Source organism: Endozoicomonas sp. ALB091 (assembly GCF_049310265.1).
Classification (GTDB): domain Bacteria; phylum Pseudomonadota; class Gammaproteobacteria; order Pseudomonadales; family Endozoicomonadaceae; genus Endozoicomonas.
This window is the reverse complement of record NZ_JBLYNQ010000003.1, coordinates 287,377-301,986: the sequence shown is the minus strand read 5'-3', so window position 1 is coordinate 301,986 and position 14,610 is coordinate 287,377. Positions and strand designations below refer to the sequence as shown.

General features: G+C 47.6%; 14 protein-coding genes and 2 pseudogenes. 6 read left to right on the top strand and 10 right to left on the bottom strand.

What is annotated here, in order from left to right; genetic code table 11:
- Positions 1 to 47: 47 nt before the first annotated feature.
- Both ACO6UX_RS04285 and ACO6UX_RS04280 read right to left on the bottom strand, forming a co-directional pair.
- A complete protein-coding gene (locus ACO6UX_RS04285) occupies positions 48 to 536 on the bottom strand; it encodes a helix-turn-helix domain-containing protein (protein ID WP_422445164.1) in 489 nt (162 codons plus the stop codon).
- Positions 496 to 705: a type II toxin-antitoxin system HigB family toxin gene (locus ACO6UX_RS04280; protein WP_422445162.1), complete on the bottom strand. Its 210-nt coding sequence runs from the start codon at positions 703 to 705 to the stop codon at positions 496 to 498. Before ACO6UX_RS04280 ends, ACO6UX_RS04285 begins: the two co-directional genes overlap by 41 nt.
- Before the next feature lie 150 nt (positions 706 to 855).
- On the opposite strand from ACO6UX_RS04280, the gene ACO6UX_RS04275 reads away from it, so the two are divergent.
- The 3 genes and pseudogenes from ACO6UX_RS04275 (at position 856) to ACO6UX_RS04265 (ending at position 5,452) form a co-directional block, all read left to right on the top strand.
- A complete protein-coding gene (locus tag ACO6UX_RS04275) occupies positions 856 to 2,031 on the top strand; it encodes a DegT/DnrJ/EryC1/StrS family aminotransferase (protein WP_422445160.1) in 1,176 nt (391 codons plus the stop codon).
- A gap of 498 nt (positions 2,032 to 2,529) precedes the next feature.
- Entirely contained in the window at positions 2,530 to 4,275 is a 1,746-nt protein-coding gene (locus ACO6UX_RS04270) for a polysaccharide biosynthesis protein (protein ID WP_422445158.1), read from the top strand.
- 167 nt (positions 4,276 to 4,442) lie between these two features.
- A pseudogene (locus tag ACO6UX_RS04265) lies at positions 4,443 to 5,452 on the top strand (ISAs1 family transposase).
- 180 nt (positions 5,453 to 5,632) lie between these two features.
- Here ACO6UX_RS04265 and ACO6UX_RS04260 read toward each other — a convergent pair.
- Positions 5,633 to 6,052 (bottom strand): type II toxin-antitoxin system VapC family toxin, encoded by a 420-nt coding sequence (locus ACO6UX_RS04260; protein WP_422445156.1) that lies wholly within the window; start codon positions 6,050 to 6,052, stop codon positions 5,633 to 5,635.
- The gene (locus ACO6UX_RS04255) at positions 6,052 to 6,309 is read right to left on the bottom strand and encodes a type II toxin-antitoxin system Phd/YefM family antitoxin (protein WP_422445154.1); all 258 of its coding nucleotides are present in this window, start codon (positions 6,307 to 6,309) and stop codon (positions 6,052 to 6,054) included. The genes ACO6UX_RS04260 and ACO6UX_RS04255 overlap by 1 nt, the downstream gene beginning before the upstream one ends.
- Positions 6,310 to 6,432: 123 nt before the next feature.
- Between ACO6UX_RS04255 and ACO6UX_RS04250 the strand changes: the two are divergent.
- Positions 6,433 to 7,917: pseudogene (locus ACO6UX_RS04250) on the top strand (mannose-1-phosphate guanylyltransferase/mannose-6-phosphate isomerase).
- 179 nt (positions 7,918 to 8,096) lie between these two features.
- Here ACO6UX_RS04250 and ACO6UX_RS04245 read toward each other — a convergent pair.
- A complete protein-coding gene (locus ACO6UX_RS04245) occupies positions 8,097 to 8,531 on the bottom strand; it encodes a DUF29 domain-containing protein (RefSeq protein WP_422445152.1) in 435 nt (144 codons plus the stop codon).
- A 415-nt stretch (positions 8,532 to 8,946) separates the two neighbouring features.
- Between ACO6UX_RS04245 and ACO6UX_RS04240 the strand changes: the two genes are divergently transcribed.
- Positions 8,947 to 9,441: a CvpA family protein gene (locus tag ACO6UX_RS04240; protein ID WP_422445150.1), complete on the top strand. Its 495-nt coding sequence runs from the start codon at positions 8,947 to 8,949 to the stop codon at positions 9,439 to 9,441.
- Here the strand turns inward: ACO6UX_RS04240 and ACO6UX_RS04235 are convergent, their stop codons facing one another.
- Positions 9,442 to 9,840 (bottom strand): type II toxin-antitoxin system VapC family toxin, encoded by a 399-nt coding sequence (locus tag ACO6UX_RS04235; RefSeq protein WP_422445148.1) that lies wholly within the window; start codon positions 9,838 to 9,840, stop codon positions 9,442 to 9,444.
- Entirely contained in the window at positions 9,837 to 10,208 is a 372-nt protein-coding gene (locus ACO6UX_RS04230) for a type II toxin-antitoxin system Phd/YefM family antitoxin (protein WP_422445146.1), read from the bottom strand. Before ACO6UX_RS04230 ends, ACO6UX_RS04235 begins: the two co-directional genes overlap by 4 nt.
- A 239-nt stretch (positions 10,209 to 10,447) precedes the next feature.
- Between ACO6UX_RS04230 and purF the strand changes: the two genes are divergently transcribed.
- Complete coding sequence (gene purF, locus ACO6UX_RS04225; protein WP_422445144.1) at positions 10,448 to 11,950, top strand: amidophosphoribosyltransferase; 1,503 nt, start codon at positions 10,448 to 10,450, stop codon at positions 11,948 to 11,950.
- 141 nt (positions 11,951 to 12,091) lie between these two features.
- Here purF and ACO6UX_RS04220 read toward each other — a convergent pair whose 3' ends face one another.
- The 3 genes from ACO6UX_RS04220 to ACO6UX_RS04210 all read right to left on the bottom strand — a co-directional run bounded on the left by ACO6UX_RS04220 (position 12,092) and on the right by ACO6UX_RS04210 (position 14,399).
- Positions 12,092 to 12,487, bottom strand: a complete 396-nt coding sequence (locus ACO6UX_RS04220) for a hypothetical protein (protein WP_422445142.1) — start codon at positions 12,485 to 12,487, stop codon at positions 12,092 to 12,094.
- A gap of 804 nt (positions 12,488 to 13,291) precedes the next feature.
- Entirely contained in the window at positions 13,292 to 13,510 is a 219-nt protein-coding gene (locus ACO6UX_RS04215) for a hypothetical protein (protein ID WP_422445140.1), read from the bottom strand.
- A gap of 160 nt (positions 13,511 to 13,670) precedes the next feature.
- Positions 13,671 to 14,399 carry a hypothetical protein gene (locus ACO6UX_RS04210; protein ID WP_422445138.1) on the bottom strand — a complete coding sequence of 243 codons (729 nt, stop codon included), beginning with the start codon at positions 14,397 to 14,399 and terminating at the stop codon, positions 13,671 to 13,673.
- Between the last annotated feature and the right edge of the window lie 211 nt (positions 14,400 to 14,610).

The following is a 14,610-nucleotide window of genomic DNA, read 5'->3' as shown; positions in this document are numbered from 1 at the left end:
CGTTTTCTTTTTTCGGGCAACGGATTACGAAAAGCGGACAACAACAATCAATGCCCCTCATACTCCAGAAAAAGAGTCACCGGCAAATCAAACCGTTCAGCCAGGCTTTGCATCTGCCGCAGGTTCAGCGGTCGCTTGCCGTTTAATACTTCCGAAACGACACCCTGACTGCCGATCTCAGGCAGTTCGGCCTGAGTCAGGCCGTGCTGGCGCATTAATACTTTGATCAGGGCAATTGCACCATCCTGTTTGTCCCATTGTGAAAGCACCGGGTCTGTCTGGTATTCATAATGCTCTATTTTCTGGGCGATCATGTCCAGAAGGAGATTTCTGGGATCATTCGGGTTATCGCCGATGGTTCTGTAGAGCAGTTCCGTGGCATCAAGGGCCTGTTGATATTCGTTTTCGTTATTGATGCCTTCCAGAAAGGGGCAACTTCCAGTAAATGGTGAAAACGCCGGATTAATTCGGCCATGCCTTTTGAATCGTTCAGGTTCACAGTCTTCCTCCATTCCGGAAGCGTTTGGTGAGTTCATCGTACCCTTTATGGTCAACAATGTGCTTTACAAAGAGCTTCTGATTCATCAAGTAAATAATGCCAACTAGCCGGATGTGGTTACCGGCAATATCGATGACATAGGCATCTTTGTCATAATGAAAACGCTCTGCCGTTTTGAAGACCTGTTTTAAGGAATGAATATCCACAAAGCTTTCATAGTAGTCCAGTTAAAGCCGCTGTTCGTTTCCCGTTGCCCGTAATCCGTTAAGCTTTTTTTCTTCTCTTTTTCGGATAACGGATTACGGGAAGCTGCTAGCGAGTTTTGCCATTAATTTAATTACTCAGTTTGAAGAAACATGCTAAACACCCCCTTTTCCCCTTGGCCTTCCTACACCCAGGAAGAGGCCGATGCGGTCAGCCGTGTAGTGTTGTCCAATAAAGTCAATTACTGGACCGGCACTGAAAGCCGTGAGTTCGAACGTGAATTTGCGGAATACTGCGGAACCAATTATGCCATTGCTTTGGCTAACGGAACTCTGGCATTGGACCTGGCGCTTCATGCCCTGAAGATTGGTGCCGGTGATGAGGTGGTGGTTACGCCTCGCACCTTTCTCGCTTCGGCCAGCAGTATTGTTAACGCCGGTGCGAAACCCGTTTTTGCCGATGTGGGCCATGCCTCCCAGAATATCACTGCCGAAACTATCCGGGCAGTGTTAACGGAACGCACCAAAGCCATTATCTGCGTCCATCTGGCAGGGTTGCCCTGTGATATGGATCCGATTATGGATCTGGCCGCCGAGCATAATCTTTATGTGATTGAAGATTGCGCCCAGGCTCATGGAGCAAAATATAAAGGCCGTTCGGTAGGCAGCATTGGCCATATCGGTGCCTGGTCATTCTGCCAGGACAAGATTATGACCACCGGCGGTGAAGGCGGCATGGTCACTACTAACGATGAAGCGCTGTGGAAAGTGATGTGGTCTTATAAAGACCACGGCAAATGTTACGACGCGGTATACAACACCGAGCACCCGCAGGGTTTCCGCTGGTTGCATAATTCCTTTGGTACCAACTGGCGTATTACCGAGATGCAATCGGTGATAGGCCGCATCCAACTCAAAAGGATGCCACAATGGACCCGCCAACGGCAGGCCAATGCTGCAGCAATTAATGAGGTTTGCCGGACATTTTCTGCCCTGCGGGTACCGGAAATTCCGGAAGGGGTTGAGCATGGCTGTTACAAGCATTATGTGTTTGTTCGGCCTGAGCAACTGAAAGCAGGCTGGGATCGAGACCGGATTGTTGATGAGATTATCGCTTCGGGTGTTCCCTGTTATCAGGGTTCCTGCTCTGAGGTTTACCTGGAAAAAGCGTTTGATAACACTGATTTCCAGCCTAAAGAACGACTGCCGACTGCAAGGGAGTTGGGAGAAACCAGTTTGATGTTTCTGGTGCATCCGACTTTGACCCAGGCTGAAATTGCGAAAACCTGTGAAGTGATTCAGCGAGTTATCAGTGAGGCTTCAGCTTAAAAAATTTTGTTTACTTTCCTTTAAAGTCGTTTTCCGTTACCCGCAAAAGATAAGATAAGTACTTTTACGGGAAGCTTGCCATATCATGGTCTTTAAATCGTACTTTAATTCTGAATCTATCATTTTTTATGTATTTTACTGTTTTGCAGCCTGACAAGTGCAAAACTTCATAACAGTCCTCAAGACCGTGTTATTCGCTATATGCTCAGAAACAGATTAGTTTCCTTATCAAGGACAAAAAAACGTCTTATCAGTCTGGTGATTGATGTTTTAATCATTTGGCTGGCGCTGATTTTATCCTTTGTCGTCCGTTTGGGTATAGAGGACTTTGATGATCACAGGGCACTATTTTTTAAACTATGCCTCCTGTGCCCGGTTATCTGTCTGCCCATCAATATACGCCTGGGCCTTTATCGGGCGGTGCTCAGATTTGTAGGGCCGCAGGTTACCCTGACGATTTTAAGAACAACGGTTCTTTCTGTTACTGGCATTATACTGGTGACCTACGTTCTTGGGTGGTCTGTACCCAGAAGTATTCCTTTCCTTTTTGGATTGATTCTGTTGTTTATGCTGGGCATTTCCCGATATGGTGCCCGTTACTGGCTGGCAGGCCACAAGATCAAGGATATTTTGCTAACACCATTTGCTATTACCGCTCAACCTGAACAGATCAAAAGAGGTAAACCTGTAGCCATCTACGGGGCAGGGGAAGCAGGGTGTCAGTTAATCTCTGCATTGGATCGCGGTTGGGAATTCAGGCCGGTGGTCTTTCTGGACGATGACAGTGCCATGGTGGGCAGAACAGTTTATGGAAGAAAGGTACACCATAGCAGTAAATTGCCTGAACTGGTTGAGAAAGCCTTTGTTGATCAGGTATTACTGGCAATGCCCTCGCTACCTGAATCCAGGCGTAAGTCTATTTTGCGCGATCTGGAAGCTTTGAATATTCCCGTAATGACGATGCCGGGTATGGATGACCTGGTCAGTGGTCGCCTGAAAATCCAGGATATCAAGGAGGTGGAAATTGGAGACCTTCTTGGCAGAGACCCGGTTCAGCCAGATAATCAATTATTGAATCAGTGCATTCATGGGTTGAATGTGATGGTTACCGGGGCAGGGGGGTCAATTGGTTCGGAGTTATGTCGTCAGATTGCTAAGTTAGAGTGCAAAAGCCTTATTGTGTTTGATCACTCTGAGTACAACCTGTATCGGATTGAACAGGAAATCCGGCAGATAAAAGAACATGCTGGTTTGAGTTTTAACCTGGTCTCCGTTCTGGGTTCGGTTAATGACCCCCGTCGTTTGTTGGATGTCATCAGCGCTTATAAAATTGACACGATTTACCATGCTGCTGCCTATAAACATGTGCCTATTGTTGAGCATAATATTTCTCAGGGTGTGAGAAATAATATTATGGGCACTCTTTATGCAGCACAGGCTGCGATGGTCGGGAATGTTGCCAACTTTGTTCTCATTTCCACAGATAAGGCGGTGCGCCCTACCAATGTAATGGGCGCTACCAAACGTTTTGCTGAGCAGGTTTTACAGGCGTTCAGCAAACAGCATAAAGTGGAATTAATGCATCCTGAAATGTTTGGTAAACAGAAGTATCAACCCATAGTAAATCAGACTCGTTTTACCATGGTCCGCTTTGGTAACGTGCTCGGTTCCAGTGGTTCAGTCATTCCGCTGTTTCGTGAACAGATTCGCTCTGGTGGCCCTGTGACGGTTACCCACCCGGAAATCACCCGTTATTTTATGACGATTCCTGAAGCCGCTCAGTTAGTTATTCAAGCTGGATCTATGGGAGGCGGTGGTGATGTTTTTCTGTTGGATATGGGCGAACCCGTTAGGATTGCCGATTTGGCAAGACATATGATTCGACTGTCTGGTTTTGTTGAAAAGAATGATGACAATCCAGAGGGCGATATTGAAATTCAATACACTGGTTTGCGCCCTGGTGAAAAGCTTTATGAAGAGCTTTTGATTGGCGACAATGTCAGTGAGACCCATCATCCCTTGATATACCGAGCGATGGAAGAGAGTTCTGACTGGGGGATCCTGACTCAGGGTATTGAAAGGATACTGCTCTCCATAGAGCATCATGACTATGATAGAGCAAGAGGCATTATGGTTGATTTCGTTTCGGGCTTTACTCCGGACAGTATCCTGGTTGACTGGTTGTGTCAGCCCTCTGCTAAAAAAGTAGGTGACAAGAAATCTCACCAGCTTGAGACTGCTTAACAGTAGCTGCTGTGTTTTGGTTTTATTTCATCTTTATTTAACCAAGCGAGCTAGGGAAAAATCATGAAAGCCCCCGAAGCCATTGGGCTCAATGGCTATAAGGACATCCCCTTATAGAGCAAAATATACATCCAGTGTCTTATAAAAAAGATTTGGATGTTCTGGAAATGAATGCATTTGATTTAATGAATAGGCTATCTGTCATTTATGACGCACGTCAACAATGGAAAGTAGACCATAAACTTGCTGATATTCTGCTCTTAGTCATTTGTGCAGTCATTGCGGGTTGCGAAGGCTGGGAAGAAATTGAAGACTTCGGCAATGAGCGACTGGATTGGTTAAAAAAATATGGTGAATTTGAATACGGCATTCCTTCCCATCATACAATTTCCAGGGTAGTTGCTGCCATTAACCCAAAGCAATTCCAGAAATGCTTTATTGAGTGGATGCAAGCCTGCAACCGGGCAACCAATGGTGAGATCATTGCAATTGATGGAAAAACAGCAAGAGGATCTTACGACAAGGGTAAGGATAAAGGAGCAATTCACATGGTGAGTGCGTTTGCTACTGCAAACGAATTGGTTCTTGGTCAAATTAAAATGAATGATAAAAGTAACGAGATTACCGCCATACCTGCATTACTTGAACTCCTTGCAATTCGTGGATGCCTCGTAACCATAGACGCCATGGGGTGTCAGAGGGATATTGCCAAGAAAATCGTCGATAAAGGCGCTGATTATTTGCTAGCGGTAAAAGGTAACCAGGGTAAGCTTCATGAAGCATTTGAGAATCATTTTTCTGTTGAAAAAGTGAATCAATGGAAGGGTGATACTTTCAGAACCGAAGAGAAAAGCCATGGTAGAATGGAAACACGTCTTCATATAGTCAGTGATATCTTTGATGAATTCGTTAATCTTTCTTTTGATTGGAAAGGAATGAAAACGCTCGGGATTATTTTGTCTGCCAGAATGGAAAATGGATGTTGCAATGAGAGAAGATGATTGTCGAATCAGAAGAGGCAATGCAGCTGAAATGCTCACTGGTTTTCGACATATGGCAGTTAAATATGTTGAACAATACCAAAACCTTTAAAGCTGGTCTGAAGCGGAAGCAGAAAAAGGCCGCCATGAGCACTCGATATCTGTCTGAAGTCCTCGCAGGGTGCGGGGTTTCATGATTTTTACCTGGCGTATTATCGGAGGTGAGCTGGTTTTTTATCCACTTGGTACCATATTAGCGAAAGTCGATACGCTATTCAGAATGCTGTCAGGCTTAATCAGCGCCATCAAAAAAAAACAAGATAACCACTCCCGGGAAACATGACTTCCACAGAAAAAAACTATTTCCAATTCCCAGTTCAAAAGTCCCAAGGATTGAACAGTTTTGCACCTGACTGTTCAAAGTCCCTGATGTTCCTGGTAACAACGGTCATTTGATGAATGATAGCGGTGGCGGCAATCATTGCGTCCCGCTCAGACTTCGGGTTTGGGATATGCAACTGGGCGCAGTGTAGGGCAATCGGGGTATCCAGTACCAAAATGCGCCCCTCAAAGGCGGGAAGCATTCGCTGGTCCATCCACGCTCTGAGCACTTTACCCTGCTGCGGGTCTTTCCTCTCTTTTAACAGGATGCCCATTTCTATTTCCAGAACGCTGATCACCGAAAGGTAGAGTTCATTCGGTACCACGGATCCGGCCCATCGACTTACCGCAGGACTGCCTTTGCCTGTGCTGCATTTGCGTAGCTCAGAAACAACGTTGGTATCAAGCAGGTACATCAGGAAAAATCTGCCGGTTTCAGGAAGTTGTCTTTTAAAGGCTCCGCTTCCAGGTCGGTATCTTCCGTTTCGGGCATAGCCAGCAGTTCAAGAATATTGGCAGCATTGCGGGTGATCTCTTTATAGTGATCGATATTGAGCAAAACGTGCGTGACGTTCCCTCTGTCAGAAATAAATACCGGTCGCTTAAGCGCCGATCGCTTAGCCTCCGTGACATTCTGGTTAAATGTCCGTGATGAAATGGTCGTTATACTCATGCCACTAGCCCTATTAACAATTCACTGTGTAGTAATGTAGCTACATTATTTGCACTTTTCAAAATTTATATAAACTGTTTTTATTTTTGAGTCTTGTCTCATAACCCACAACCCAAAACATCTATGAACTTAATACCCATAATAATATCCGGCGGTTGTGGCAGTCGCCTCTGGCCTCAATCCAGGGCTCTGTATCCGAAGCAGTTTCTGCCACTGGTCAATGATCAGACCATGTTTCAGAATACCGTGGCCCGGCTGGATGGTCTGGATGCTGCGGGCGCTCCAGTGGTGATTGCCAATGAGGATCATCGTTTTCTGGTGGCGGAGCAGCTTCGTCAGATGGGGCGCAGTGCCGAGGCGATTATTCTGGAGCCGGTGGGCAGGAATACGGCACCTGCGGTTGCTTTGGCGGCTTTAAAAGCTTTGGAGCAAGGAGATCATCAGGAAGAGTCGGTGTTGCTGGTGCTGGCGGCGGATCATGTGATTCAGGATAAAAAGGCGTTTCATCGGGCGGTTGAGGCGGCGTTGCCGACGACAATGGAAGGTAAATTGGTGACGTTTGGTATTGTGCCTGCCCATCCGGAAACGGGGTATGGCTATATCAAGGCGGGTGACAAGTTAATTGGTAATCAGGGAGTAGCTGATAAAACGAATGAGCCTGAATCCCCGGCTCACGACACATCACTGACAACTATCTACTCTGTAACAGAGTTTGTTGAGAAGCCGGATCAGGAGACTGCTCAGGACTATCTGACTTCTGGTGATTATTACTGGAACTCCGGCATGTTTATGTTTAAAGCTTCCCGTTATCTTGAAGAACTGAAGCAGTTCCGGCCAGATATTCTGGCAGCCTGTGAAAAAGCGATGATGGTTCAGAATCCTGACCTTGATTTTATCCGGTTGGATGAAGACGCCTTCAGGGCATGCCCGGATGACTCTATCGACTATGCGGTGATGGAAAAAACGACGGATGCCGTTGTTGTTCCGTTGGATGCGGGATGGTCTGATGTTGGTTCCTGGTCTTCTCTTGCCGATATTTCTGAGCAGGATGAGCTGGGGAACTCGGTTCAGGGGGATGTTCTGCTACAGGATACTACCAATAGCTATGTACGCAGTGAGAAAAAGCTGATTGCAACGGTTGGGGTCAATGATCTTGTCGTGGTAGAAAGCGACGATGCCATTCTGGTTGCGCATAAAGATCAGGTGCAGGATGTCAAGAAGGTAGTTGAGTCGCTCAAAGCCGCAGGACGACCTGAGGTGAATCTGCATCGGAAGGTTTGTCGGCCCTGGGGAGCTTATGACGCCATTGATATGGGTGAGCGTTTTCAGGTCAAGCGCATTATGGTCAAACCAGGTGCCAGGTTGTCGTTGCAGAAGCATTATCATCGTGCTGAGCACTGGATTGTGGTGAAGGGCACAGCACTGGTGGAAATTGATGGGAAAGAGGTTTTGTTAACCGAAAATCAGTCCACTTATATTCCTATTTGAACGGTGCATCGGCTGGAGAACCCGGGGAAGTTTGACCTTGAATTGATCGAAGTTCAAAGTGGCGGGTATCTTGGTGAAGATGATATTGAGCGTTTTGAGGATACCTATGGAAGAGTTTGAGGTGATTTCATGGCATGAGTAACCCTCAGCTTAGGAATTGTTTTTTATTTCCGTTCACCCTGAGGCTTGTCGAAGGGGCGTGCCACCGAACTTCGACAAGCTCAGTCCGAACGGAGTCAGGGAATGAAAATAGGGAAGTCATTTTCAGACAACTCATTGGTCATTGTCCTTGATGGTGGTCAGGGTTTGAAATTGGCATCGACCACCTCTTCAAACCGCCATGGGCACAGGTTCGGAAATGATGAGGCTGGTATCCCGGTTTCGTCATGAGCATCTTCCACTGCATCTCCGTAGGCGAGAGGCAACATTTCAGGAATTTTTGACTTCAGGCCGACGTTAGCCCTTAACTGTCGGCGTATCTGTTTTCTCTGTTCTTTGATGGTGCTTTCCCAGCTATGGCCGGTGAGTTGTTTGTCTGGTTGGTATTGCCATTTCAGCAGGTGCATCAGCAGTACTGTCAGACGGGATTGCAGTGCCCGGTAGTCACTTCGGCCCATGCCCTCGATTTCCTCAAGAAGGTTATGAAGATCCAGTTCGGCTATCCGGCCACTGCGTATCTGTTCTGCCTGTTGCTGAGTCCAGCTGTAAAAGTCTGTCTGGTATAAATCCTTCATGGGGAGGGCTCCATTATTTCAGTCAGTGCAGAAAAGCTTTAATACCCGTGCACCCTGTTCATCCTGAGGGCCAGTCGAAGGGCGGAAACGCCGGACTCTGATAGATCGTGCCAAGCACCCTTCGACTCCGCTCAGGGTGAACGGAGATTCGACTCCGCTCAGGGTGAACGGAGATTCGACTCCGCTCAGGGTGAGCGGAGATTCGACTTCGCTCAGGGTGAGCGGAGATTCGACTTCGCTCAGGGCGAACGGAGATTGTACACGTCAAACTCATTGAAACCATGTACTAGCTGCTGCGCTATCTTACTGTCGTTAAAGAGAGTGTTTGCTGTATTATTGATCAGCCACAGAGTTATCGTGTATTTAGACAGCTTCCAGCATAGCTTGGTTCCATTGTTTGTTAAGGAGTTAGGTATTGACTTTCACCTGGATCGACTGGCTGATCGCCGGTATTGTTATCATCTCCGCGCTTATCAGTTTAAAGCGCGGTTTTTTTAAAGAGGTTCTCTCCCTGTTGACCTGGCTGGCCGCTATTTTTGTTGCCTGGTCGTTTGGTGGTGCCCTGTCAGAGCGATTGACTGATTACATAGCCACTCCATCTGTTCGGGTAATGGCCGCCTGTGCCTTGCTGTTTGTGGCAACGCTGATGGTCGGTGCGCTGGTTAATCGTATTATTGCTGAACTGGTTCAGGCGACGGGGTTGTCGGGTACTGACCGTATTCTGGGCATGGCGTTTGGTGGTTTGCGAGGCTGTTTACTGGTGACGATTCTCGTTGGCCTGATGACGCTGGCTCCCCTGGAGCAGGATCAGGCCTGGCAGCAGTCGGTGCTTTTACCCCATTTTATGCTGCTGGCTGACTGGTCCAAGCAGACGGTTGTTGATGTTATGGGGCCGTTGATGCAAAGCTGACTAACTGATGGTTTTTACATGAGAATAAGTCAGTATCTTCTCATCGGCAGTTACCAGTGGTGCGGCTAATGATCTGGATAGCGCGACAATAATCCGGTCTGCCGGGTCTTTATGGAACTGGCCAGGTAATCGGGTGGATTCAATGGCCACTTTGTTGCTTAAGGGTTCGAAATGCAGTGAATCCACCTGCTGCGCCAATCCCAGCCAGGAGTCCAGATCCATGGTCAGATTCAGTCGACCTCTGTTGACCAGCATGGCGATCTCCCAGCTGGTGATGGTGGATACTATCAGGCAACCGTTGTTTTTCTGTTCCTGTTCAATGGCATTACGTGCGGCTGTACTAAGTTTATGACAGCCGGACAGCCACCAGATCAGGATATGGGTATCAAGGACGATCAATGGTTGGCCTCCCAGTCTTCATCGGCAACGGGGGTGGTTGGGTCATCATAGGAAAGTACCGATCCCCGCAGGGTTTCCATGGGTGTTTTTGATGCCCTGTGGCATGGCTCTGAGATTCCTGAATAAGAGCTGTCATTCACCTCGACCGACGTATCGGTAATGCTCTTATCGTAAGCAACCTTCCCCTTTAATAACCCATGCCCCCTGTTATCTGCGACTGTTGTATATGGCACCAGCCGCATGACCGGTTTTTTACGCTGGGTAATGATAATGTCGGCATTTTCTTCCAGAGCCAGGCGCACTAATTCCGAGAGCCTGGTTTTTGCTTCATGCATACCAACGGTTATCTGGTTTGAATCTTTTGTCATGGTGGGACTTTCTAGCTAATTAAACTAGATTAACCATAGTCACTTGTTCTGTATTGTGCAAAAACTTTTTAGCAGTTTGCTGGTCTTAAGGAAAGTTGTGGTTTTCGTAATCCACTGATTTAGCGTATTATCTCAGGCTCTCCGTTATCAGGGATAAACGGGTTTAAAGTGATTGAACAGGCAATTTTAATCATTAGTTCCGATAACGATATTAGCTGATCAATCCTGAGGATGAGTGCATGTGTGGAATTGTCGGTATTTCGGCAACGGTGAATGTTAACCAGCTGTTGTTCGATGCGCTGACTGTGCTGCAACACAGGGGGCAGGACGCTGCGGGGATGGTGACTCTTGATGAAGGTCGCTTTTTCCTGCGTAAAGATAACGGGCTGGTGAAGGATGTCTTTCGTACCCGTCATATGAAGCGGCTTAATGGCTGCTCCGGCCTTGGGCATGTTCGATACCCGACGGCGGGTACTTCCAGTTCAGCAGAAGCCCAGCCATTCTATGTTAACTCGCCTTATGGCATCGCTTTAGCCCATAACGGCAACCTGACCAATGCGGATGATATCAAACAGTCGTTGTTTGTCAGTGACCTCCGCCACATTAATACCCACTCCGACTCTGAAATCCTGCTGAATGTTTTTGCCCATGAATTGGCCAAAGAGGGTAAGCATAAACCGCTGGCAGAAGATATTTTCAACGCAGTAACCGGTGTTTACCAGCGCTGTGAAGGTGGCTTTGCGGTGGTGGCCCTGATTAATGGTCATGGCATGGTTGGTTTCCGGGATCCCCATGGTATTCGGCCGCTGGTATACGGTAAGCGGGAGACTGAGAACGGTGCTGAGTATATGCTGGCCTCAGAATCAGTGGCCCTTGATGCCCTCGACTTTGAGCTGGTGGGTGATGTTGCTCCGGGGGAAGCCATTTATATTGATGAGCAGCGTCAGCTCCATACTTTCCAGTGTGTGCCCGGTAAACTGACTCCCTGCATGTTTGAGTACGTGTATCTGGCCCGCCCGGATTCCAGCCTGGATGGTATTTTTATCTATCAGTCCCGTCTGCGTATGGGGCAGACGCTGGCCAATAAAATCCTCCGGGAATGGCCTGATCATGATATTGATGTGGTGATGCCCATTCCGGATACCAGCCGAAACTCTGCCCTGGAGATGGCAACCCGCCTGGGTCTGCCTTATCGGGAAGGTTTTGTTAAGAATCGTTATATTGGCCGGACCTTTATCATGCCCGGTCAGGCCATTCGCAAGAAGTCTGTACGGCAGAAGCTGAATGCCATTCATCAGGAGTTTGCCGGTAAGAATGTGCTGCTGGTGGATGACTCCATTGTCCGTGGCACCACCTGTGAGCAGATTATTGAGATGGCCAGGGATGCCGGGGCCGAAAAGGTGTATTTCTGTTCAGCGGCTCCTGCCATTCGTTATCCCAATGTATACGGCATTGATATGCCAACCCGGGAAGAACTGATTGCCCATGGTCGTACGGATCAGGAGGTTTGTGAACTGATCGGTGCCGATAAACTGATTTTTCAGGATCTGGATGATCTTAAGAAAGCGGTTTCTTCTCTCAACCAGGCCATTAACGATTTCGATTGCTCCGTGTTTGATGGTTGTTATGTAGCCGGTAATATTGATGCTCATTATCTGGAGCAGCTGGCTTCCAGCCGGAATGATGATAGTCGTCAGGCGGAGAGTGATATTATTGATCTTCATAACGAAGGGGATCTCTGACTCGTTTTGCTTAATGGAGATTTATTGGTACATGCTGGTGATCTGAAGGGATCGCATGTCAAACGTAAACCGCCACTGGCGGTTTCTCCGTTTGGCCAGCTCGCCCAATATGGGTTGTTGTTCGAGTTACAACATATCGGATTAACCCGGTCTAGAGGTTGGGGATTCGGTGGTCGAGTCTTTGGTGGGCGAGTCTTCGGTTGTCGGAGTTTTGGTGGTCGAGTCTTCGATGGTTGAGTCTTTGGTGGTCGAGTCTTTGGTTGTCGGGGTTTTGGTGGTCGAGTCTTCGGTTGTCGGAGTTTTGGTGGTCGAGTCTTTGGTTGTCGGGGTTTTGGTGGTCGAGTCTTCGGTTGTCGGGGTTTTGTTGGTCGAGTCTTCGATGGTTGAGTCTTTGGTGGTCGAGTCTTTGGTTGTCGGGGTTTTGGTGATCGAGGCTCCGATGGTCGAGGATTCGGTGGCCGGGGTTTTAGTGGTCAGGGCTTCGGTGGTCGTGGTTTTGGAGATCGGTCTTTTGTTGGTTGTATGTCGACCAGACAAAGCCGTTGTAACAGGCGCTGCTGCAACTGTATAATTAGCGCTGCCCCACTTTTTGTCTTGACAAAAAGCATCCATCGAATTGTGATATACGCCGAAAGAATATTTGTCACTTGGGATTGTGAGTAAACCAGATTTATTGGTGCATTGTGATGAATTTTGATAGCACGTTATAGAACGATCAGCGGGAACTACTCCGTCTGGATTGCTTTTCCAAGTTGCGACACGCACTCGGCGTAGTGGGAGAAGTTCATTACAACATAACGGATTAACCTTATCATTTCCTGTACATGTAACGCATACTGCTGTACAGGTCGGTTCTTCGGTAGTCGGTTCTTCTGTAGACGTTAGTCTGGTAGTCGGTACTTTGGTGGTCGTGGTGTTGTAAGTTTTATTTTGGCCAGACAACGCCGTTACATCAGGAACTACTGCACCTGGAAGGGTTACATTTCGGGCAGACAACGCCGTTGCAACAGGAGCTGCTGCACCTAAAAGGGTTAAGGCATAAATACCACCTGAAGTGGCCCCAAGCAACCCAATGGCTGTAGCTGCTGCCAGAAAAGGGTGATTGGCAACCCATTTAATCGCCCTGGTTCCAAAACTTCGTTTATCCTGACTCGCACCCGATTCGGCATCGCTTTGTGGAACCTGACCGTAATTCTTAAGCTCAATAAGATTTGAATAACCTGCTCGATCCATAATAATGCTCCTGACTTTAAGACTTGGTAGATGGCGTCATGCCCTATTGTAGATCGGTGAATCAGTAAAAAGTTCACGCAGGAGCGACCTTTTGGCCGGTTAATATCGTTAATTCTTCGACTCACCCATTCGACCTGAATGCAGCAGCTGCCGGTAATCCTTATTCGTTGACAGAATCACCGTTTTGACATTGGCGGCATTGGCATTGTGGGTAATGGCACCAATCACGTCGTCTTCTTCTATGCCGTTATGACGAATCTTCATTCGTCCCATCTGGTGGAAAGCATTATTGAATTCAACCAGCTTCTGGCGAAAGACCATCGGCATCGGCTTACGCTACGCTTCAGGCTTTTTCTCTTCGGTGATGCAATGTTCTTTACAGCTTATCGACATGAGGATGTTAATGTTTGCCTCTGATTTTTCGGTTGGAAACCGAACCCGCCGGATTCGGCACACTGGCTGCCTTGGCAACCAGGGCATACGGGTATTAGCGGATTCTATAAATGGCGTTGCCCGAACCAAGGTGTTGACAATAACGATCAGTTGAATCAAGTCTATTTAAAATATTATTGTAGCTATAGAATAATGGAGAATGATTGGTACATAGTTCTGATTTACCATTGTCGCAGCTAAGAGGTGTAATCTTACCGTTACTGACAATGTAGTCTCGTCCGAGAAACCCGGTCTTCCAATATGGGGTGGGTGCGTCACAACATATCGTTTTAATCCGGTGATTTTCTGAACAAGTAGCGTTTATTGCATAATAAGTGCAATCGTGCCTCCTGCAGAGGGCGTTCAATTTTTCCTCATCATATGATCTAAAAAAGCTCGGGGCTTGAGTGGTCGAGGTTTGAGTGGTCGAGGCTTGAGTGGTCGAGGCTTGAGTGGTCGAGGTTTGAGTGGTCGAGGCTTGAGTGGTCGAGGCTTGAGTGGTCGAGGCATTGGTGGCCAGGGCTTTGGCGGTTACATTTCGGGAAGACAACGCTGATGCAACAGGTGCTGCTGCGCCCAACAGGGTTAAGCCATAAATGCCAGCAGACGCAACCCCAACTACCCCAATGATTGCAGTTGCTGTCAGAAAAGGGTGACGGACAATCCATTTAAACGCCCGGGTCCCACAACTTCGATCATCCTGCCTTACACCCGATTCAGTATCGTTTTGTGGAGCTTGTGCGTAATTATGAAGCTCGAAATTTGAACAACTTGCTGGATCCATAATAACACTCCTGATTTAAAAATTTGGTAGATGGCGTCATACGCATTTGTAGATTCGTGGTTCAGTAAAAAGTTCACGTAGAAGCGACATTTGGCCGGGTACTGTTGGTAATCCTTCATCCAGCAGGAGGCTGTTCAAGAATAGCGCCCGTCTGGGCGACCCCGTAGCGAGGACGACAGAAAATTGAGGATAAAAATTTGGTTTTGTGAGG